The sequence below is a fragment of the Lysobacter sp. DMC104 genome (assembly GCF_056313665.1).
Genome location: NZ_JBQUZW010000005.1, coordinates 1 through 22,401, shown reverse-complemented (window position 1 = coordinate 22,401; position 22,401 = coordinate 1). Strand labels below are relative to the sequence as shown.

The following is a 22,401-nucleotide window of genomic DNA, read 5'->3' as shown; positions in this document are numbered from 1 at the left end:
GCTGGTTCCTCCGATGAGGTGCCGCGCCGGAAGGCGGCGGCCGCGCCTGCGTGGCGCGAGGGAATGGGGGTCGGCGTCGGGATCAGGCCTGCGACGGGAAGATGCCCTGGGTGGCGATGCAGTACTGCACCGTCAGCGTAGGCATGCAGTTCTCGTGCGGCTGGCTGCCACCCGCTTGCGTCAGCATTTGTGCCGACATGGCGGCCGCCGTGTTGCCGGTGATGGTGTTGACGTAGAAGGTGTCGCCGCTGACCGTGCCCGGAAGCAGGGTGTTGCCCGGGGTGATGGCGGTCGAGGCGGCGGTGGTCGCCACCATGGTGTGCGTGTGCGCCGGCATCTGGGTCGGCAGCACGGTCACCGTTTCGGTGCCGGCACGCTGGCCGATGACGTAGTTGCTCAGGCCCGGGCCCTGGCCCTGGTGGATCGGCACGCGGCCGCGCAGGTCGGGCACGGCGAAGGTGGTCTGGCCGTCGCCGCCATAGGTGGTGCCGATCAGCGCGAACAGTGCGTCGTACTGCGAGATCGGCAGCAGGCTGCCGTCGCAGGCCTGCCAGTAGTTCGGGGCGCCGCGGACGCCGAAAGCGAACATGCGGATTTCGCCGATGTAGGGAGTGCTCATGATGTGCTCCGAATGAAGGACGTCCGCGCGGTGGTCCGGCGCGTGGGTCCGTGGGTCCTTGTCGAGTGGCCGCGGCTCAGTTGCGCGACGGGTAGATGCCGCTCAGCGCGATGCAGAAGTTGATGACGCTGTAGGGCTGGATGTTCGGGTGCGGTTGATTGCCGCCGGCCGGTGTGACCGTCGCGGGGTTCAGGGGAACCAGCGGGCCATTGGAGGCCGCATAGATGGAGACCGCGCTGCCGCTGCTGTTGTTGCTCGTGGCGAAGACACGGCCGGCAGGGATGCGGTTGTCGCCGTTGGTGGTCGAGGCATTCACCGCGTGCGTGTGCGCCGGCAGGTTGGTGCTCAGCAGGGTCACGTTCTCGACACCGGCCGACTGGCCGATCTGCACCGCCGGCGGTTGCCAGCTCGGGTCGACGGAGGAGGCGTAGCCGATCGGCGTGCGGCTGCGCAGGTCCGGCAGCGCGAAGTTGGTGGTGCCGTTGCCCCCGTACTGCGTCCCCAGCAGCGAGAACAGGGCCTGGTTCTGATTGATCGGCAGCAACTGGCCGTTGCTCAGCGCCCAGAACTTCGGTGCGAAATTGAAGCCGGCCATCATGATCTGGCCGATGAAGAATTCGCTCATCGTGTGGATCCCCCTTGGGTGTGGCGCACCGCCTCATGCGGTGTGCGCGGCTACTCTGAACCAGCCCACGGCCCCCCACAAGAGCCCTACGGGGGCGTATGCGGGCGATTGAACCTTTCTAACGGGACTTCCCCTCTTCTGCCGATCCTGTTCCAATGCGGGTTCGTCCGGGCACTCGAAGGCCATGGCCGATGCGTGGCCCGTTGGCCGTTGTCAGTACGGCGGGCCGAGAAATCGCAGGGCCGTCCCGCAGGGACGAACCACAGGGGAACAGGGAAATGCATATGCTCACGTCGCTCTTCGCGAAAGGTCGGGGCCGTTCGGCCCGTGCCGGTCTGGCCTCCGTCCTGTTGGCGCTCGCCGCGCTGTGGCCCACGCTGGCCAGTGCCGCCGTTTCGATCTATTGCCCCGCGCCCCTGACGGCCACGGTCGCGAACGGCGGCACCGTCAACATCAACGTCAGCACCTGCGACGGCCCTTTCGACGGCGGGCTCAGCGGCACCAGTCCGCTGACGACGGCACATGGCACCGCGACCATCGGTGCGAACAGTGGCGGGACCCAATTCGTCACGTACGCCCACGGCGGCGATTCGGCGACCAGTGACACCTTCACGTTCCAGGACAATGACAACAACGACGTTGTCTTCAACATCACGATCACGGCGCCGACTTCGCCGATCACGGTGACGCCGGCTTCGCTGCCGACGATGACAGCCGGCACTGCGTTCTCGCAGACGCTGACCTCCGCGGGTGGTCTCGCGCCTTACAGCTATACGTTGCAGAGCGGTGTCCTGCCGGTCGGCCTCTCGCTGACCAGCGGTGGCGTGCTCAGCGGTACCCCGACCCAGCGCGGCGGTTACGCCTTCACCGTCCGCTCGACCGATGCCACGGCGCCCACCGCGCAGTTCACCGACAAGGGCTATACCGGCACGGTCCAGAACCCGACCCTGACCCTGACCACGCCCAGCGGCACCGCCATCCAGAGCGCCCCGTTCTCGCAGACCCTGTCCACCACCGGCGGCGTCGCCCCGCATACCTACGCGCTCGAGACCGGCACGCTGCCGGCGGGCATCACGATTTCCCCGGCCGGCGTGGTCAGCGGCACCACCACCGCGGCGGCCGGCAACTATCCGGTCACCATCCGCGTCACCGATTCGAGCACCGGCCCGGGCAGCTACTTCGAGGTCGAGAACTACACGCTGGTCGTCAGCCCGCCGCCGAGCGTCAGCATCGCGGTGTCGCCGGCGTCCGTCAGCGAGGACGGTGCGACCAACCTCACCTACACCGTCACCCGCAGCCTCAACCTGACTTCGCCGACGGTGGTCAACATCACCACCACGGGCACCGCCACCGCGGGCACCGACTACAGCGGCAACGTCGCGACCGTGACCATCCCGGCCGGCGCGACCACGGCCACGATCGTCATCAATCCGAACGTCGACGGCACCGTCGAGCCCGACGAAACCGTCACCCTGACCGTCGCCGCCGGCACCGGATACACCGTCGGCGTCCCGGCCTCGGCCACGGGCACCATCCTCAACGATGACGTGCCGTCGGTGACCGTCTCGGTCTCGCCGGCCGCGGTTGCCGAAGACGGTGCGCCGAACCTCATCTATACCTTCACCCTGAACCAGGCCGCGTTCGGCGCCATCTCGGTGAACTACACCATCGGCGGCACCGCCGCCAACGGCACCGACTACGCCACGATCGCCTCGCCGCTGGTCATCCCGGCCGGCAACACCACCGGCACGGTCACGGTCAACCCGACCGCCGACGCGACGATCGAAGCCGACGAGACCGTCACCCTGACGCTGGCTGCCGGCACCGGCTACACCGTCGGCGTGCCGAACAGCGCCACCGGCACGATCCTCAACGACGACCTGCCGAACCTGGTGATCAACGACGTCACCGTCACCGAAGGCAACAGCGGCATCACCAATGCCGTGTTCACGGTCAGCCTGAGCGCGCCGGCCGGCCCCGGCGGCGTCACCTTCAACATCGCCACCGCCAACGGCACCGCCACCGCGGGCGTGGACTACGTCGCGCAGTCGCTCACCGGCCAGACCATCCCGGCGGGCAGCAGCACCTACACCTTCACGGTGCTGGTCAACGGCGACCTGCTCAACGAGCCGACCGAGACCTTCTTCGTCAACGTCACCGGCGTGACGAACGCGGTCGTCGTCGACGGCCAGGGCGTGGGCACGATCTCGAACGACGACCCGCTGCCGAGCCTGGCGATCGACGACGTCACCGTGGTCGAAGGCAACAGCGGCACGACCAATGCGGTGTTCACCGTGACCCTCAGCGCCGCCAGCGGCCAGACGGTCACCGTCAACTACGCCACCGCCGACGGCACCGCGACGCAGCCGGCCGACTACACCAGCACCTCGGGCACGCTGACCTTCACCCCGGGCCAGACCACCCGCACCATCACGGTGCCGGTGATCGGCGAGACCGTGCCCGAGGCGAACGAGACCTTCTTCGTCAACCTGAGCGGCGCGACCAACGCGACGATCAGCGACAACCAGGGCGTCGGCACCATCAGCAACGATGACGTGCCGGTCACGGTGAGCCCGGCGACGGTGCCCAACGGCGCGATCGCCACGGCCTACAGCCAGACGCTCACCGCCAGCGGCGGTGTCGGCCCGTACAGCTTCGCGGTCACCGCCGGCGCGCTGCCGGCCGGCCTGACCCTGTCGTCGGCCGGTGTGCTCAGCGGCACCCCGACCGCGGGCGGCACGTTCAACTTCACGGTCACCGCGACCGACAGCAGTCCGTTCCCGGGTCCGTTCAACGGCACCCAGGCGTACACGCTGACCATCGCCCCGCCGACCATCACCCTGCCGGCGGTCGTGCTGCCGGGCGGCGTGCTCGGCTCGGCCTACACCGGCAACACCGGCCCGGCCTCGGGCGGCACTGCGCCGTATGCCTATGCCGTCACTGCCGGCGCGCTGCCGGGCGGCCTGACCCTGAATCCGGCCACCGGCGCCATCACCGGCACGCCGTCGGCGCTGGGCACCTTCAACTTCACGGTGACCGCGACCGACAGCAGCACCGGCACCGGCCCGTACACAGGCAGCCGCGCGCACACGATCACCGTGATCGACAACCCGCCGATCGCCAATCCGGTGTCGCTGACCGTCGCGTACAACGCCCCGGCGACCAACGTCCCGCTGAACATCACCGGCGGTGCCGCGGTCACGGTCTCCGAAGTCGTGCCGTCGCTGCACGGCACGGTGATCGCCAGCGGCACGACGATCACCTACCAGCCGGATCCAGGCTATGCCGGTCCGGACAGCTTCACCTACAGCGCGACCAACAGCGGCGGCACTTCCGCGCCGGCCACCGTGACCATCACGGTCAATGACCCGGTGATCACCATCACCCCGTCGGGTGGCTTTGCTGCCACCGTCGCGACGCCGTACACCCAGACCTTCACGTTCAACGGCGGCGCGCAGCCGTGGTCGGGCTACCAGGTCACCAACCTGCCGGCCGGCCTGTCCATCACCGGCACCACCGCGAACACGGTGACGATCTCCGGCACGCCGACGCAGGCCGGCTCGTTCAACCTCAACGTGTCCGCCACCGACACCAGCACGGGCAACGGCCCGTACACCGTCGGCCAGGCGTTCACGCTCACGGTCGCCGCGCCCGCGCTGACGATGACGCCGGCCGCGGGCACGCTGACCGCGCCGTATGCGGTGGCCTACTCGCAGGCCTTCACCGCCAGCGGTGGCGTCGGTCCGTACAGCTACGCCGTGACCGGCGCGCTGCCGGCCGGCCTCAGCCTGAGCGGCAACACGATCTCGGGCACGCCGACCGTCCCGGGCAGCTACCCGATCACCATCACCGCCACCGACACCGGCTCCACCGGCACTGGTTCGCCGTTCACCGTCGCGCGCAACTACACGATCGACGTGGCCGCGCCGACGATCACCGTGAACCCGGCGACGCTGCCCAACCCGGTCGCCGCGACCGCCTACAGCCAGACGGTCACCGCGACCGGCGGTGCCGCGCCGTACACCTTCGCGGTGACCGCGGGCGCGCTGCCGGCCGGCATCACGCTGGCCTCGGGCGGCACGCTGTCCGGTACCAGCAACGCCGTCGGCACGTACAACTTCACCATCACCGCGACCGACAACTTCGGCCAGACCGGCAGCCGTGCCTACACGGTGACGATCGCCGCGCCGACGCTGACCATGACGCCTGCCGCGGGCACGCTGACCGCGCCCTACGGTGCCGCGTACTCGCAGGCGTTCACGGCCTCGGGTGGCTCCAACACCTTCAGCTACGCCCTCACCGGCACGCTGCCGGCCGGCCTCACCTTCAGCGGCAACACGATCAGCGGCACGCCGACGGTGCCGGGCAGCTATCCGATCACCGTCACCGCCACCGACACCGTCCTGACCGGTGCGGGTGCGCCGTTCACGGTCGCCAACAACTACACGCTCGACGTGCCGGCGCCGACGATCGTCGTGAACCCGGCCACGCTGCCCAACCCGGTGGCGGGCAGTGCCTACGTCCAGACCGTGACCGTGACCGGCGGCGTCGCGCCGTACACCGTCGCGATCACCGCCGGCGCCCTGCCGAGCGGCATCACCCTGTCCAGCAGCGGCGCGCTTTCGGGCACCTCGTTCCAGGTCGGCACGTTCAACTTCACCGTCACCGCGACCGACAACTTCGGCCAGACCGGCAGCCGCGCCTACACGGTGACCATCGCCGCGCCGGTGCTGACGATGACCCCGGCCGCGGGCACGCTCAACGCCACCTACGGCGCCGCGTACTCGCAGACGTTCACCGCCGGCGGCAGCCCGGGTCCGTACAGCTACGTCCTGACCGGCGTCCTGCCGGCCGGCGTGACGTTCGCGGGCAACACGCTGTCGGGCACGCCGACGGTGCCGGGCAGCTACCCGATCACCGTCACCGCCACCGACACGGTGCTGACGGGCACGGGCGCGCCGTTCTCGATCGCGCAGAACTACACGCTGGACGTGCCGGCGCCGGTCATCGCGATCGCCCCGGCGACGCTGCCGAACACCACGGCCGGCCTGGCCTACAGCCAGACGCTGACCGCGACCGGCGGCGTGGCCCCGTACGCCTTCAGCGTCACCGCCGGCAGCCTGCCGACGGGCACGACGCTGACGTCGGCCGGTGCGCTCTCGGGCACGACCACGGCCTCGGGCACGTTCAACTTCACCGTGACCGCGACCGACGTCTTCGGCCAGAGCGCCAGCCGCGCCTACACCGTCGTGGTGGCGGTGCCGACCCTGACGCTGACCCCGGCGACGCTGCCGGCCGGTACCGCCGGCACGGCGTACTCGCAGGCGCTGACGATCTCGGGCGGCATCGCGCCGTACACCGTCACCCAGACGGGCACGCTGCCGACCGGCCTGACCTTCAACGCCGGCACCCGCACCTTCAGCGGCACGCCGACGCAGTCGGGCACGTTCAACCTCAGCGTGACGGTCACCGACAGCACCGGTGGCACCGCGGCCACCGTCACCAACAACTACACGCTGACCATCGCGGTGCCGACGCTCACGCTGACGCCCGCGGCGGGTGCGCTGCCGGGCGGCACGGCGGGCACGGCGTACACGCAGACGTTCACCGCGAGCAACGGCATCGCGCCGTACACCTACGCGCTGGCGTCCGGTGCGCTGCCGGCGGGCCTGACGCTGAACACCGCGACCGGCGCGCTGAGCGGCACGCCGACGGTGGCGGGCAACTTCACCTTCAGCATCCGCGCGACCGACAGCACCACCGGGACCGCGGCGACGGTGACGAACGCCTACACCCTGGCGCTGTCGGCACCGACGATCACGATCAACCCGGCGACGCTGCCGGCCGGCGTGTTCTCGGTGCCGTACAACCAGACGCTGACCGCCACCGGCGGCACCGCGCCGTACACCTTCGCGGTGAGCGTGGGTGCGCTGCCGGCGGGCGTGACCCTGAGCAGCGCCGGCGTGCTGAGCGGCACGCCGACGGTGTCCGGCACGTTCGCCTTCACGGTGCGCGCGACCGACAACCTCGGCTTCCAGGGCACCCGCGCCTACTCGTTGAACATCGTGCAGCGCCCGGATCCGTCGCGTGATCCGGAAGTCCGCGGCCTGCTGGAATCGCAGGCGGATGCGACCCGTCGCTTCGCCAGCTCGCAGGTCGACAACTTCCAGCAGCGCATGCAGCGCCTGCACGGCGGTGGTGGCGACGGCGCGCACTTCGACAACGGCATCTCGGCGGTGACCACGCCGTACTGTCCGGAGGTCGTGGGCCAGATCCCGGATCGCACCTGTGCGCGCAACGGCATCGGCGGCAACGGCGGTGCGGCCGGCAACGGCCTGTCGGGTAGCGGCATGACCGGCAACGCCGCGAACGGCAGCGGCAACGGCAGCCCGTTCGGTGCCTGGGCCGCGGGTTCGGTCCGTTCGGGCAACCACGACGGTCGCGGCGGCAGCGCGGGCGTGGACTTCGAGACCGACGGCGTCAGCCTCGGCCTGGATTACCGCGTCAACGACGTCTTCGCGTTCGGCGGCGGCCTCGGCTATGGCCGCGACAGCAGCGACATCGGCGACAACGGCTCGCGCAACGACGGCAACGCCTACACGTTCGCCCTGTACGGCAGCTACAGCCCGGGTAACCGGTTCTTCGTCGACGGCCTGTTCGGCTACCAGACGCTGAGCTACGACCTGCGCCGCTACGTGACGGCGAACGGCGGCTTCGTCCGCGCCACCCGCGATGGTTCGCAGTGGTTCGGTTCGGTGTCGGTGGGCGCGGACTTCGAGAACGGCGCATGGCGGTTCTCGCCGTACCTGCGCGGCGACGTGGCCCGTGCGCAGCTCGACCGCTACACCGAGCACGGCGACCCGATCTTCGCGCTGAGCTACGACAGCATGGACGTCGACACCGACACCGGCAGCGCCGGCCTGCGGGTCGATTACCACCGCCAGATGTCGTGGGGCATGCTCGTGCCGAAGTTCATGGTCGAGTACCAGCACGACTTCAAGGCCGGCAGCGCGCAGACCATGCGTTACGCCGACCTGCCGCTGGGACCGTTCTACCGTGCCGGCCTGAGCGAGTTCGACCGCACCCGCCTGCTGTTCGGGTTCGGCCTGATGTTCGATCTGGACAACGACTGGTCGTTCCGCTTCGATTACCGCGGCATGGTGGGCAGCGACGACAAGGACCAGGGCATCCAGGTCAACGTCGACCGGAAGTTCTGATCGGAGCCCGCCTCCGATCCACGTGACACCCAAGCGCCGCTGCTCACGCAGCGGCGCTTTTTTTGCGCCGCCGCATCGCCATTCCGTGGCGGCGACGCAGTGGTGCGCCGGCGGCGGCTGCCCGCGGGCGCGACGGGGCATAGACTCCGCGCTCTTCCCCCGACACCCGGAATCCCGATGTCCTTCTCGATCGCCGAAGACGCCGTCCCCGCCCTCCGCCATGCCCTCGAACAGCTCCGCCATGTGCTGCGCAAGGGCCATGCCCACGCCGAGGCGCAGGGCTGGGATCCTGCCGTGCTGCTCGGCATGCGCCTGGCGCCGGACATGTTTCCGCTGACCCGCCAGGTGCAGATCGCCACCGACATGGCCAAGAACGCCGTCGGCCGCCTCAGCGGCGGCGAGGCGCCGAAATTCGAGGACAACGAGACCACCTTCGAGGAACTCGACGCCCGCCTGACGCGCGCGATCGACTACATCGCCTCCGTGCCCGCGGCCGCCTTCGACGGCGCCGAATCGCGCGCGATCGTCGTGTCCACGCGCAGCCGCGGCGACCTGCATTTCACCGGCCGCCAGTACGTCTTCGGCTGGGTGCTGGCGAACGTGCACTTCCACTGCACCACCGCCTACGGCCTGCTGCGCCACGCCGGCGTGCCGCTGGGCAAGGCCGACTACCTCGGTCCCGCAGGCCAGGGCTGAGCCGCGATCGTCGCGCCGTGCCGGAGACGCCCGCGCGGCGTCTCCGGCATCATGGTGCGATGCCGACCGCGTCCGCGCATTTCCGACTCATCTCCGGCAACCGGCTCGACCGGCTGGCGGCGCATCTCGGCGCGCGGCTGGCGACGCCCGCGGACCCCGACTCGCTGGCGCCCGACGTGGTGCTGATCCCGCAACCGACGCTGCGTCACTGGCTGCTGCAGACGCTGGCCGAACGCTTCGGCATCGCCGCCAACCTCGATCTGTGCACGCCGTCGGAATTCGTCTGGCGGCTGCTGCGCGCCGCGCGACCCGCGCTGCCCGAAGCGTCGCCGTGGGAGCGCGCGCGCCTGCGCTGGCGGCTGTACGCGCTGCTCGATGGCGATCCCGCGCATCTGCCGTCGCCGGTGCGCCGGCACCTGCGTCGCGCCGCGGGCGAGGGCGCCGACGCGACCGCGCGCGCGTTGGCGCGTGATGCGCTGGCCGACGCGCTGGCCGGCGCGTTCGACCGCTACCAGGCCTATCGCCGCGACTGGCTCGAAGCCTGGGAGCGCGACGCGCCCGACAGCCGCGACGATTGGCAGGCGCAGCTGTGGCGCGCGCTGGTGCGCGGCGCGCCCGACGTGCCGCACCGTGCCGCGCTGCTCGGCGACTGGCTGACGCGGTTCGATCGCGATGCATCGACTTTCGCCGGCGCGCCGCCGCCGGGCCTGCCGCCGCGCCTCGCCGCATTCGGCACGCTGCACGTTTCGCCCGACGTGCTGCACATGCTCGCCGTCGCCGGACAGTGGATCGACGTCGATTTCCACCTGCCCACGCCGTCCGCCGAATACTGGGGCGACGTCGAATCGCTGCGCGAGCGCCTGCGCCGCGACGGCATCGGTGCGTTGCCCGCGGCGCTGGCCGAGGCGGATCGCGACAATCCGCTGCTCACGGCGTGGGGCGCGGGCGGCCGCGAGATCCTTGCGCAGCTGTTTTCCTACGACATCGTGCTGCCCGAGCGCGAGCTCGAACTGTTCGTGCCGCCCGGTCGCGACAGCGTGCTGCACCGGCTGCAGCAGGACGTGCTTGACCGTGCGCCGCCGCTGCCGTCCGCGTTCGATGCCGACGACGTGTCGCTGCAGGTCCACGCCTGCCACTCGAAGCTGCGCGAAGTCGAGGTGCTGCACGACCGCCTGCGCGCGCTGCTCGACGACGACCGCTTCGATCCGCCGCTGCAACCGCACCAGATCGCGGTGCTCGCGCCCGACATCGCCGATTACCTGCCGCTGGCGCGCGCGGTGTTCGGTGGCCTGTCCTCCGACGATCCGCGCTACATCCCGTATTCGCTGGCCGACCGGCCACAGGCGCAGACGCACGCGCTGGCGTCGCTGCTGCCGGACCTGATCGCGCTGGCCGATGCGCCGCTGACGGCCGGCGCATTCCGCGACCTGCTCGCGCTGCCGTCGATCGCGCACGCGCTGTCGCTGGACGCCGCGCAGCGGCAGCGCATCGACGACTGGATCGAAGCCGCGGGCATCCGCTGGGGCGAGGATGCCGCCGCACGCGAACGCGCGGGCGTCGGCCGCTGGCGCGAGTACAGTTTCGACTTCGGCTTCGATCGCTTGCTCGCGGGTTACGCCGCGGGCGATGCCGGCGACATTGAAACGACCTTCGACGGTGGCATCGCACCGCATCCGGAACTCGAAGGCGCCGACGCCGAAGCGCTCGATCGCGCGCTGCGTGCCTACGCCGAAGTCCGCACGCTGTCGGCGTGGATGCGCGCGCCGCATCCGGCCGGCGAGTGGCGGCAGCGGCTCGCCGACACGCTCGCGGTGCTGCTCGCGCCGGTGCCGCTGGACGAGTCCGAGGCGCAGGCGCGCCGGCTGTTGCTGGAGACACTGGACGACTTCGCGCACGCGGCTGCCGATGCCGGCCCGCTGCCCGCCGCGCTCGTGCGCCGCGCACTGCGCGACGCGCTGGCGCAGCCGTCCGCGCATCGCCCGTGGCTGTCCGGCGGCGTGACCTTCGCCGGCATGGTGCCGCTGCGCACGGTGCCGTTCCGCGTGCTGTGCCTGCTCGGCCTCGATGCCGACGCGTATCCGCGCCGCGAGCCTGCCGACGACGTGAACCGCCTGGTCGACGCGATCCAGGGGCGCGCGCCGCGCAAGCTCGGCGACCGCTCGGTGCGCGACGACGACCGCTTCCTGTTCCTGCAACTGGTCTGCGCGGCCGGCGACGTGCTGCACCTGAGCTACGGCGGCCGCGACGCGCGCGACGGCAGCGTGCGCGAGCCGTCGCCGGTGATCGGCGAACTGCTCGACGCGGTCGAACGCATGCACGGCGAGGCCGCGCGCGAACGCCTGTGCATCGACCATCCGCTGCAACCGTTCTCGCCGCGCGCGTTCGGCGCCGACGATCCGCGCCGGTTCTCGTACCGCGGCGAATGGAAGCTGCCGACGACGGCGACCGGCCTCGTCACCGAGCCCGCATTTGCCGCTGCGCCGCTGCCGCCGGCCGACGACGACGCGGCGCCGCCCGATCGCGATGCGATGCAAGCCTTCTTCGCCAATCCCGCGAAGCACTGGCTGCGCGAACGCCTCGGCCTGCGCCTGCCCGCGGACGATGCCGGCGACGTCGATCGCGAGCCGCAGGGCGAGAACGGCCTGCTGCGGCATGCGGCGATCGCGGGCCTGCTCGACGACGACGGCATCGAGGCCGACGATCCGCTCGCCTCCGTGCGCCACCTGCGTGCACGCGGCGTGATCGCGCCGGGACGCGACGGGGACGCGCTCGCGCACGCGGCGCACGACGCGGCGCAGCGCCTGCGCGTGGCGCGCGCGGCCGTGACCGGTGAGGCCATGCCGAACGTGATTGCCGATGATGGCAGCGGCACGGGCGGCATCGCCTTCCGCTTCGATGACGTGCACGACGGCGCGCGTGTCGTGCTCGCGGCCGGCAGGCCCGACGGCAAGCGCCGGCTGCGTGCGCGCATCGATCATCTGCTGCTCGCCTCGATGCTGGGCGAGGCCGCGCGCACGCATCTGATCGGCTACGACACCAAGGCCGGCACGACGGTCGAGATCGTGTACGCCGGTTTCGATCGCGACGCTGCACGCGCGGCGCTCGATGCGCTGCTCGCGCTGTGGCGCGAAGGGCAGGCGATGCCGCTGCCGTTCGCGCCGAAATCGGCGTACGCCTACGCCGCGGCGTGGCATGCGAAGGCCGATGCCTCCGCGGCATGGAAGGCGGCATGGGCCGCCTACGCGCCGCACCAGTACGACGGCGAACGCGAGGATCGCTGGCTGCGGCTCGCGTTCCGCCCGCACGGGCTGCTGGGTGCTGCTTTGGATGATGCGCTCGACGATGCGATCGGTCGCCGTTTCCGCACGATCGCGACGCAGGTGTTCGACGCGCGGGAGCCATCCACGTGACCGCGCGCGACGACGCCCCGGTCGATGTCGGCCTGACCCTGCCGCTGCACGGCGCGCGGCTGATCGAGGCCGGCGCCGGCACCGGCAAGACCTTCACCCTCGCCACGCTGGTGCTGCGGCTGGTGCTCGAACGCGGCGCGTCATTGTCGCGCGTGCTGGTCGTCACCTTCACCCGTGCCGCGACGCAGGAACTGCGGCTGCGCCTGCGCAAGCGCCTGCGCATCGCGAAGCGGCTGCTCGACACGTGGTCGCCGGAGACGGACGACGTCATCGCCGACGGCGAAGCCGCGATCGCGGCCGAAGTGCTGCGCGCGGCGATCGCGCGCGACGGCGACGCGCTGGTGCGGCAGCGGATCGAGGCCGCGCTGCTGCAGCTCGACGAGGCCGCGGTCGCGACCATCCACGGCTTCTGCCATCGCGCGCTGCGCGAGTTCGGCTTCCGCGCGGGACTGCTCGGCGAACTGGAGGTGGTCGACGACGCCGTCGACGTGTGGGATGCCGTCGCCACCGATCTGTGGCGCATCGCCGCCAACGCGGACGACGCGGCGTTCAGCGGTGCCGATGTCCACGGCCTGCTCGCCGCGCTGTGGGGCACGCCGGATGCATTGGTCGCCGATCTGCCGAAGCTGTGCGATCCGCTGCGCGCGATGCATCCGAAGCGCGAGGAATCGCCGGCTGCGGCTGCACTGCACGCACTGCGCGACGCGGCGATCACGCGCTTCGAGGCCTCGATGGCGCAGCGTGGCGCGTGCACGCAGGACCAGCTGATCGAAAAGCTGTGGCGCGCGACGCAGCAGCCGGCGTTCGCCGCCGCGCTGGCCGAGCGCTGGCCGCTGATGCTGATCGACGAGTTCCAGGATACCGATCCGCGCCAGTGGGACATCTTCCGTGCGCTGTACGAAGCCGGCGATCCCGAGCAGCGCTGGCTGTGCCTGATCGGCGATCCCAAGCAGGCGATCTATCGCTTCCGCGGCGGCGATCCCGGCACGTACCTGCAGGCGCGCCGCTTCGTCGAAACGACCGTGCAGGATGTCCCGGCAGTGGCGACGCTTGACGCGAACTACCGCTCCGCGCCCGGTGTGCTGCGCGCGATCGACACCGTGTTCGGTGCGCATGATTTGCCGTTCGTGATCGATGCGATCAAGTACCTTCCGTTGCGTCCGCAAGGTTCGGCGCGCGACGGCGACCTGCTGTCTGGCGACGCAGCGTCGCCGGCGATGACGGTGCACTGGCTGCCAGCGGCGCCGCAGGATCCGAAGGCGCATCCCAGCAGCGCGCTGCGCAAGGGCGTGCGCGGCAAGGACGAGGAATTCGCGCTGATGGCGGATGCCGCCGTGCAGACGATCGCCGACCTGCTGCGCAGCGGCAGGCTGCGCGACGGCGACGGCATGCGCGCGCTGCGTCCGGCCGACATCGCGGTACTGGTGCAGACCAACGACCAGGTCGCGCTGATGCGTGCGGCACTGGCGCGGGCCGGCATCGGCGCGGCGGCGATCGCGAACACCGGCGTCTTCGCCGGCGAAGCGGCCGAAGACCTGCACGCGCTGCTCGCGGCGCTGGCCGAACCTGCCGACGGCGGGCGCCTGCGCGCGGCGCTGGCGACGCGGCTGCTCGGCTGGGATGCCGCGCGCATCGCGACGCTCGATGCCGACGACGCGACCGCCGAAACCATCGCGGCGCAGTTTGCCGCCGCGGTCGAACGCTGGCGCCTGCGCGGGCCGCTGCCGGCGCTGTTGCCCTTCATCGTCGATGCCGCGCCGCGCTGGCTGGGCGAAGTCGGCGGTACGCGGCGGCTCACCGATGCCCTGCATCTCGCCGAACTGCTGCAGGCCGAATCCGCGCATCGCCACGGCCCGGCCGAACAACTGCGCTGGTTCGCGCGCCATCGCACGCTGGCGGCGAAGGACGAAGCGCGCCAGTTGCGGCTCGAATCCGACCAGGGGCTGGTGCAGATCGCGACCATCCACAAGAGCAAGGGCCTGGAGTACGGCGTCGTCGTGCTGCCGTTCCTCGCGTGGCAGGGCAGCGGCGGCACGCGCGGACTGTCGTACGATGATTTCCATGATGCCGGTGGCCAACCTGCACGCGCATGGCGGGCGAAGGGCGTGCTGGAACCCGTCGACGCCGACGCGATCGACACCGAAGTCGATCGCGAGGAACGGGCGGAAGCGCAGCGACATCTCTACGTCGCGCTGACCCGCGCGAAGCACGCGCTGCATGTCGTGTGGAGCCGCAACGCCGGTACCGACAAGACGGCGCTGCATTACCTGCTGCACGATGGCGCGCCGGTGACGGGCAAGACGGCGCTGGATCACGCGACGATGCGCGCGCGGCTGGATGCGCTGGCCGCGGTATCGGGCGGCAGCGTCGTTGTGCGGCCGTTCGATCCGGACGCCGCGCGTGATGCCGGGCAGGTCGCGAACGATATGGTCATCGACGCGGATGCGCGCGTTCGCATCGCGCGGCGCACGTTCGCCGATGCGCCGCGCCTGCACAGCTTCTCCTCGCTGCATGCGCGCAGCGCCGACGAGGCCGCGCCCCGCGGTGCGATCGACGAAGCGGGCGCCGTCGTCGAGGAAGAGGCCGAGGTCGATGCGCTCGGCGGCACCGGCTTCGGCAACGCCGTGCACGATGTGCTGGAAGGCGCGGACATGGCGGCGTGGCGGCGCGATGCCGCCGTGGAGGGCCTGCTCTTCGCCGGTGACGACGTGCCGTCGACGCAGCGCACGCTCGTCGCCGATGCGCTGCTGCGGCAGGGGCTCGCGGCGACCGCGTCGCACCTCGCACAGACCGCGCGACTGGTGTCGCGGGCAGTGAACGTCGCGCTGCCCGGCGGCGTGCGCCTGTGCGACCTGCCCGCCACGCGACAGGTGCGCGAGATGCCGTTCCACTTCCGCCTGCATGCGACGCGGATCGAGGCCATCGCCGCGCTGCTCGACACGCACGGCTATCCGCGTGCGCAGCGGCCGCTGCCGATGACGCTGGAAGGCCTGATGCAGGGCTTCATCGACCTCGTCTACCGCGATGCCGACGGCCGCCACTGGGTGCTCGACTACAAGACCAACCGCCTGCCCGGCTACGCGCCGGAGTCGCTGCGCCATGCGGTGCGCGTGCGCGATTACGACCTGCAATACCTGATCTACCTCGTCGCGCTGCGGCGCTGGCTGCGCCTGCGGCACGGCGAACGTTTCGACGACGCGACGATGATCGGCGGCGCGGTCTACCTGTTCCTGCGCGGCATCGATCCGCACGACGACGGCGACGGCATGTCGTCACGACGCGGCGTGCATGTCGATCCGGTGTCGCCGGCGCTGCTCGCGGCGCTCGACATGCTGTTCGACGGTGTGCTGTTCGATGGCGACGTCATGGAGGCGCCGCGATGACCGCCGACGATCGTGACGCCATCGCCGCGCGCGCGTTGCGCCATCTGCAGGCCGAGGGCGCGCTGCGCACGGTCGACGCTGCGTTCGCCGCGCTGCTGCGCGAACGCCTGCATGCGTCGACGCCGGTCGCACTCGCCGGCGCGCTGGCGATGCGCGCGATCGCGCTGGGCCACAGCAGTTTCGCGCTGGCGGATGCCGGCGCGCTGCTGGTGGCGCTCGACGCGCAGGCGACGTTGCCGGACACCGCCGCGTGGGCCGAGGCGCTGCATGCCTCGCCACAGGTCGCCGTCGACCACGACGGAGAGGCCGACGACGAGCGCGGCACCTTGCTGTCGTTCACGCATGGCCGCGTCGCGCTGCGTCGGTATGCCCGCTACGAGCAGCAACTGGCGGACCGTCTGGCGCAGCGTGCGAACGCGACGAGCGACGACGCGGCGCCGCCAGCGCTCGTGGCCACGCTGCGCGCGCTGTTCCCGGGGGCCGTCGATGACGACGTGCCGGATCGCCAGGCACTCGCCGCCGCCATCGCCCTGCGCCGCCGCCTGCTGCTGATCACCGGTGGTCCCGGTACGGGCAAGACGACGACGGTCGCGCGCCTGCTTGCGCTGCGGCTCGCGGACGCGCGCCTGCGTGGCGCGCCCGCACCGCGCATCGCACTCGCTGCGCCCACGGGCCGCGCCGCCGCGCGGCTGGGCGAGGCCATCGATGCGGTGCTGCGCGCGGATGTCGACGCCGGCCGTCTCGACGCCGCGCTCGCCGACGCCGTGCCGCGACGCGCGCTCACGCTGCATCGCCTGCTGGGTGCGCGACCCGGCCGCGTCGGTTTCCGCCACGATGCGCGCCATCCGCTGCCGGCCGATCTCGTCGTCGTCGACGAAGCGTCGATGATCGATTTGCCGCTGATGGCGAAGCTGGTCGATGCCGTGCCCGAAGATGCGACGCTCGTGCTGCTCGGCGATCCCGACCAGTTGCCCGCGGTCGAGGCCGGCGACGTACTCGGCGGTTTGTGCGTCGCCGCAGGCGGTGGCCTCGCATTCCCGCCGCGTGATGCGGCGTTCGCATCCGCGTTGCTCGGCACGGACGTGCCGACGACATCTGCGGTTGCGCCGCTGGCCGGTGCACGCGTGCAGCTCGTGCGCGGCTGGCGTCAGGCGGGCGCGGCAGGGCTGCGTGCACTCGCCGACGCGGTGCAGCGCGGCGATGCCGACACTGCGCTCGCGGTGCTCGACAGCGAGGAAGCCTCGCTCGATTGGCACCAGGGCGACACGCTCGCACTCGCCGACACGCTGCGTCGCGAGGCGCTGCCCGCCTTCATGGCCGTGCGCGATGCCGACGATCCGGCGCAGGCGCTGCAGCGCGCGACCACGCTGCGCCTGCTGACCGCGCTGCGTCGCGGCCCGTTCGGCGCCGAATACTGGAACGCGTGGTGCGCGACCGAACTCGGCGGGCGCACGCCGTACTTCCACGGACGCCTGCTTGCGATGTCGGCCAACAGCGAACGCCATGGCCTGTTCAACGGCGACCTCGGCGTGGCCTGGCGCGATGCGCAGGGCGAGATCGCGGTGTGGTTCGACACCGCGAACGGCCTGCGCGCGTGGCGTCCCGCGCAGCTGCCCGCCCATGCGTCCGCGTGGGCGACCACCGTGCACAAGGCGCAGGGGTCGGAGTTCGCGCGCATCGCGCTGATCCTGCCCGATGTCGATGCCCGCGTGCTCTCGCGCGAACTGCTTTACACGGCCCTGACGCGCGCCCGCGAGCGCGTGGTGCTGTGGGCGTCGCCGGACATCCTGCGGCGCAGCATCGGCCGCCGCACCTGGCGCGATTCCGGGCTCGCCGCACGTTTGCAGGCAAGCACGCGCCCCGTGGAATGAGGCGTTGCGATCGTGCACGGTCCGGCACTGCGCGGCCGTCGCGGGATCGCGCTACCATGCCCGTCCCCCGCCGGAGACCCTTGCCATGTGCGCGCATGATTCCCACGACGAATCCCACGACGGACAGCCGCAGGACACCGCCGCGACCGCTGCGGACGAACGTCATGGCGTGAGCCGCGTGCAGGCCGAGGAGGCCGTGCGCACGCTGCTGCGCTGGGCCGGCGACGACCCGACCCGCGAAGGCCTGCTCGACACGCCCAAGCGCGTGGCGAAGGCGTATTCCGACTGGTTCAGCGGCTACGCCATGGACCCCGAGGAATACCTCAAGCGCACGTTCGAGGAAGTCGAGGGTTACGACGAGATGGTCGTGCTGCGCGACATCGAATTCGAGAGCCACTGCGAACACCACATGGCGCCGATCGTCGGCCGTGCGCATGTCGGCTACCTGCCGAGCGGTCGCGTCGTCGGCATCAGCAAACTCGCCCGCGTGGTCGAAGCCTACGCCCGCCGCTTCCAGGTGCAGGAAAAGATGACCGCGCAGATCGCGCGCTGCATCCAGATGACCCTGCAACCGCGCGGTGTCGGCGTCGTCATCGAAGCCGCCCACGAATGCATGACCACCCGCGGCATCCACAAGCGCGGCGTCAGCATGGTCACCTCGAAGATGCTCGGCACCTTCCGCGACGACGCGCGCACCCGCAGCGAGTTCCTGGAACTGATCCGGGTGCGCGGCGGAAGGTGAGAGGGTTTGCTAGGCATTGCTGTCCGTTGACGATCCGGACTGGGTGAGATAGGTTGCGTGGGCTCATGGATGATTTTTTGTCTCATCCCGTGATGCGGTGCCGTACTTTCTTGCGGGAGTGTTCCCAGGCATTGGCTTGGAGTTCCTCGTGCCGAATATCAAGGAATGGAGCGCGGTCCGTTCTGGTCTTACTGATCGCAACGCATGGTGCTTGAGCGTTGCGTGGGGACTGTCGTTTTTCATGGTGCTCATGCTGCCAAGAATCGCATCTGCCCAAGAAAGCGCCAGAAGCTGGACATATGCGTCCATGGCCTACGGCACACAGGCAGACGCTGAAGCGGAGCTGCTTACCAACTACCCAGCATATCGATACCTCAAATGGATTGAGGTACGCGAAGGGCAGACCCTCTATCACTATTGGCGAGGAGCGGCTCCGACTTCGGAAACACTCTGGGAGTATACGAACCAAGGAGGCGCAACCGTCTATACGACGGAGCAGGAGGCCTATGATGCACTCAAGGTCTACTATCAGGCGCTGAGTAACCAGCGTGGTTGTTCCTCAGTCACGGTTGTGGCCAATGGCGAGTGGGTGCGGCAATCAGGTTTGACCAACGGTCCTTCCACTCAGGAAAACAGGTTGTACTCCGCAACATATAGCGGGTGCTCCTATTCCCCGAGTGGGACGACGATGTTCCGGAACAGACAAGCGACATGTCCGGCGAGTTTGTCCTGGAATTCGGCCGAAGCGGTGTGCGGTGGAGGCGCAACACAGACGATCGCATCCAAGCCGGTGGCATGCACGTCCGGTTGCACGAAAGTCAAGAATCCGGTGGATGTCGCGAATGGCGAGAAGTATCAGCCCGAGCCTGCGGATTTCAATCTTGGCTGGCTGCAATTCTCTCGGCTTTACCAGTCAGGAACTGCCACGGGCTTCGGTGCATTCGGACGCGGCTGGAGCCACAGCCTGGCCGAGCGACTCTCGATCAACGCCGGTGTTCCCAAAGGGTTCGTGCGTGGCGACGGTGGCGAGATCGGCCTGAAGGCATTCACGGGCTACTGGGAGGCGAACGATGGCAGTGGGCAGCGTCTGACCGGCAGCGGCCCGTGGACGTTGTCTGCGCAGGACAGCATTTCCGTGTTCGATACCAAAGGACGACTCACGGAGAAACGTTTTGAAGACGGCACGTCGTTGGTGTATGTCTACGACAATGCGTACCGCCTCCTGTCCATCACGCATTCCAGCGGGCGCAAGCTCGAATTCCGCTACGTCGACCCCAACGTGTCACTGGATCCGCATATCTCCAGTATCCTCATCGATGGCCAGACGCTCGTCAGTTATGCGTACACCAGCGGGGGCATGCTCGATATCGTGACTTTCGCCGATGGCAACACGCGCCAGTACCATTACGAGGATGCACGCTTTCCCAGGCATCTCACGGGTGTAAGCGTCGCGGGCACGCGTTACAGCACCTATGGCTACGATTCGCGCGGCCGCGTTGCGTCAAGTGCACTCGCGGGAAATGTCTTGACGCGCAATTTCACGTATCCGGCCACGGGTGGCGCCGTCGTTACCGAACAGGCTGGTCAAGGCGCCGCGCTGCAAACCACCTATGGCATCACATCGGATGGTGCTGGCGTCGCCTATCGTCAGCTGAGCTCGACCGCCTTCGGCGGCAAGACGGAAAGCAGCACGCACTACGCCACGGCAGTCGACTTCAGGCGCCGGCTGGATACTTATGTCGATCGCAATGGCGTCTCGACCAAGCACACGTATTCAGAGACGCTGGACAGTGCCAGCGGAGAACAGGTGTCGATCCACACCATCCGCGAGGCAGTCGGTCTGCCTGAGCAACGGGACACCGAAATCCGTACGTCTCTCGCGACGGACAGGGTGCTTTTCGTCAAGCGGGACAAGCGCGAAGTTCGCATCAATCGAAATGCTCGTTTTCAGCTGATTTCCGTGCAGGTAAAGGATGTGCCGAGTGGCGAGACGAGGATCAGGGCATACACTTACTGCGAGTCTGCGGATGTCACGGCAGGTATCTGCCCGCAGGTCGGACTACTGTAGTCGATCGATGCTTCGCGTACCGATGTCAGCGACGTCACCACTTTCACTTATTACCAAGACGACGCGCCCTCTTGCACTCTGGGCGCCATCAGGTGCCCGTCACGGAAGGGTGACTTGTGGAAGGTGATAAACGCGGTGGGGTAGGTCACTGAGTTCCTTGCCTACGATAGTGCTGGTCGCCCGGCCCGGATCCAGGATGCCAATGGCGTCGTGACCGATCTTGAGTACAACGCACGTGGGCGTTTGACGGCCCGCAAGGTGCGCGGTGCGGACGACGTTGTCGAAGCCGATGATCTGATCACCCGCATCGAATACTCGTCGTCGGATCTGGTGTCCCGTGTCGTGCAGCCGGATGGCGGCTACACGGACTACACCTATGATGCCGCGCAGCGGCTCACGGGCATCAGCGACAATGCCGGCAACAGCATCGTCTATACCCTCGATGTCGCAGGAAACCGGATCCAGGAAGACACCTACGGTCCGGGCGTGGGGCCTTGACGCGTAGCTTGTCGCGTACCTTCAACACGCTGGGCCAATTGCAGGCAGTCAAGGATGCCTACAACCACAGCACGGGATTCACTTATGACGACAACGGCAATCCCGACCAGACGACGGATGCGCTGACTCGCGTCACCGACGAAAACTACGATCCACTCAATCGCTTGAGTCGCATCTTGCGTGACATGGGCGGCATCGCGGCGGAAACCAAGTACACGTACGATGCCTTGGACAATGTCGTGCAGGTGAAGGATCCGAAACTGCTGGATACGACCTACACGTACAATGCTTTCGGCGATCTCAAGACGTTGGTCAGTCCGGATACGGGCAGTGCGAGTTACACCTATGACAGTGCCGGCAACCTCGCCAGCCGGACCGATGCGCGCAGCAAGGTCGCGAACTACACGTACGACGCGCTGAACAGGCTGACCGGGATCAGTTATCCGACGGCTTCCACGCTCAACGTCACCTACACCTGGGACACCGCACAGGCTGACTGCTTGACCGGCGAGACCTTCACCACCGGTCGCTTGGCGAAGATGGTGGACGGCAGCGGTAGCACGGTGTACTGCTATGACCGCTTCGGCCACGTCGTGCGCAAGGTGCAGGCGACTGGTCTGCGGACGCTCACGCTGCGTTACACGTGGAATGCAGCCGGCCAGTTGACCAGTACCATCTACCCGGACGGTGCCGTCGTCGATTACACCTACGACACTCAGGGCCGGGTGTCCGAGATCGGCGCCAAGACGTCCACGGGTACGCGGCAGGCGCTGGTGACGAACGTGGGCTATTACGCGTTCGGCCCGGCGTCGTCCTGGCGTTATGGCAGCAGCAGCGGGCGCCTGCTCAGCCGCACGCTCAACCAGAACTACCAGCCGGGCATCGTGCAGGACACGACGACCGGTGGCCTTAGCGTCGGCTATGAGTTTGACGAGGTCGGCAACTTGAAGAAACTGCGTGACGGCAATCAGTCCGAGCCGCCGCAGCGCATCTACGGCTACGATGGTCTCGATCGCCTCACGCAGACGCAGGATGGCAGCACGCTGTCCGTATTGCAGGGTTACACCTACGACAAGACCGGCAACCGGACCAGCACCACGGTGCCGAGTACGACGACCTACACCTATCCGGGCACGAGCCATCGCCTGAGCCAGGTCGGCACCAATACCCGCGCCTACGATTTCAATGGCAACACTGACCTGAGACGAATCATGTAGCCGCCCGGGAGGTGAGTTCTCTACCCTCGACAGACCAAGGAGAACTCATGAAGAA

General features: G+C 69.2%; 11 protein-coding genes. 9 read left to right on the top strand and 2 right to left on the bottom strand.

What is annotated here, in order from left to right:
- Positions 1-82: 82 nt before the first annotated feature.
- Positions 83-619, bottom strand: coding sequence for a phage tail protein (locus tag ACT53R_RS08210; RefSeq protein ID WP_476171374.1), 537 nt, complete (start codon positions 617-619; stop codon positions 83-85).
- 76 nt (positions 620-695) lie between these two features.
- Positions 696-1,244 (bottom strand): phage tail protein, encoded by a 549-nt coding sequence (locus ACT53R_RS08205; RefSeq protein ID WP_476171373.1) that lies wholly within the window; start codon positions 1,242-1,244, stop codon positions 696-698.
- 284 nt (positions 1,245-1,528) lie between these two features.
- On the opposite strand from ACT53R_RS08205, the gene ACT53R_RS08200 reads away from it, so the two are divergent.
- The 9 genes from ACT53R_RS08200 (at position 1,529) to ACT53R_RS08160 (ending at position 22,346) form a co-directional block, all read left to right on the top strand.
- Positions 1,529-8,461 (top strand): putative Ig domain-containing protein, encoded by a 6,933-nt coding sequence (locus ACT53R_RS08200; RefSeq protein ID WP_476171372.1) that lies wholly within the window; start codon positions 1,529-1,531, stop codon positions 8,459-8,461.
- A 177-nt stretch (positions 8,462-8,638) separates the two neighbouring features.
- Positions 8,639-9,157, top strand: a complete 519-nt coding sequence (locus ACT53R_RS08195; RefSeq protein WP_476171371.1) for a DUF1993 domain-containing protein — start codon at positions 8,639-8,641, stop codon at positions 9,155-9,157.
- 59 nt (positions 9,158-9,216) lie between these two features.
- The gene (recC, locus tag ACT53R_RS08190) at positions 9,217-12,567 is read left to right on the top strand and encodes an exodeoxyribonuclease V subunit gamma (protein ID WP_476171370.1); all 3,351 of its coding nucleotides are present in this window, start codon (positions 9,217-9,219) and stop codon (positions 12,565-12,567) included.
- Positions 12,564-15,950: a UvrD-helicase domain-containing protein gene (locus ACT53R_RS08185; RefSeq protein WP_476171369.1), complete on the top strand. Its 3,387-nt coding sequence runs from the start codon at positions 12,564-12,566 to the stop codon at positions 15,948-15,950. Before recC ends, ACT53R_RS08185 begins: the two co-directional genes overlap by 4 nt.
- Positions 15,947-17,821, top strand: a complete 1,875-nt coding sequence (recD, locus tag ACT53R_RS08180; RefSeq protein ID WP_476171368.1) for an exodeoxyribonuclease V subunit alpha — start codon at positions 15,947-15,949, stop codon at positions 17,819-17,821. Before ACT53R_RS08185 ends, recD begins: the two co-directional genes overlap by 4 nt.
- Before the next feature lie 85 nt (positions 17,822-17,906).
- Entirely contained in the window at positions 17,907-18,563 is a 657-nt protein-coding gene (gene folE, locus ACT53R_RS08175) for a GTP cyclohydrolase I FolE (RefSeq protein ID WP_476171367.1), read from the top strand.
- A 148-nt stretch (positions 18,564-18,711) separates the two neighbouring features.
- Entirely contained in the window at positions 18,712-20,631 is a 1,920-nt protein-coding gene (locus ACT53R_RS08170; RefSeq protein ID WP_476171366.1) for a DUF6531 domain-containing protein, read from the top strand.
- A gap of 210 nt (positions 20,632-20,841) precedes the next feature.
- A complete protein-coding gene (locus tag ACT53R_RS08165) occupies positions 20,842-21,129 on the top strand; it encodes an RHS repeat domain-containing protein (protein WP_476171365.1) in 288 nt (95 codons plus the stop codon).
- A gap of 8 nt (positions 21,130-21,137) precedes the next feature.
- Positions 21,138-22,346, top strand: a complete 1,209-nt coding sequence (locus tag ACT53R_RS08160; RefSeq protein WP_476171364.1) for a hypothetical protein — start codon at positions 21,138-21,140, stop codon at positions 22,344-22,346.
- Positions 22,347-22,401: the final 55 nt, after the last annotated feature.

Excerpts from the sequence above, each read along its gene's own strand:
- ACT53R_RS08210 (WP_476171374.1), bottom strand. The coding sequence starts at position 619 with ATGAGCACTCCCTACATCGGCGAAATCCGCATGTTCGCTTTCGGCGTC.
- ACT53R_RS08205 (WP_476171373.1), bottom strand. The coding sequence starts at position 1,244 with ATGAGCGAATTCTTCATCGGCCAGATCATGATGGCCGGCTTCAATTTC.
- ACT53R_RS08200 (WP_476171372.1), top strand. The coding sequence starts at position 1,529 with ATGCTCACGTCGCTCTTCGCGAAAGGTCGGGGCCGTTCGGCCCGTGCC.
- ACT53R_RS08195 (WP_476171371.1), top strand. The coding sequence starts at position 8,639 with ATGTCCTTCTCGATCGCCGAAGACGCCGTCCCCGCCCTCCGCCATGCC.
- recC (WP_476171370.1), top strand. The coding sequence starts at position 9,217 with ATGCCGACCGCGTCCGCGCATTTCCGACTCATCTCCGGCAACCGGCTC.
- recD (WP_476171368.1), top strand. The coding sequence starts at position 15,947 with ATGACCGCCGACGATCGTGACGCCATCGCCGCGCGCGCGTTGCGCCAT.
- folE (WP_476171367.1), top strand. The coding sequence starts at position 17,907 with ATGTGCGCGCATGATTCCCACGACGAATCCCACGACGGACAGCCGCAG.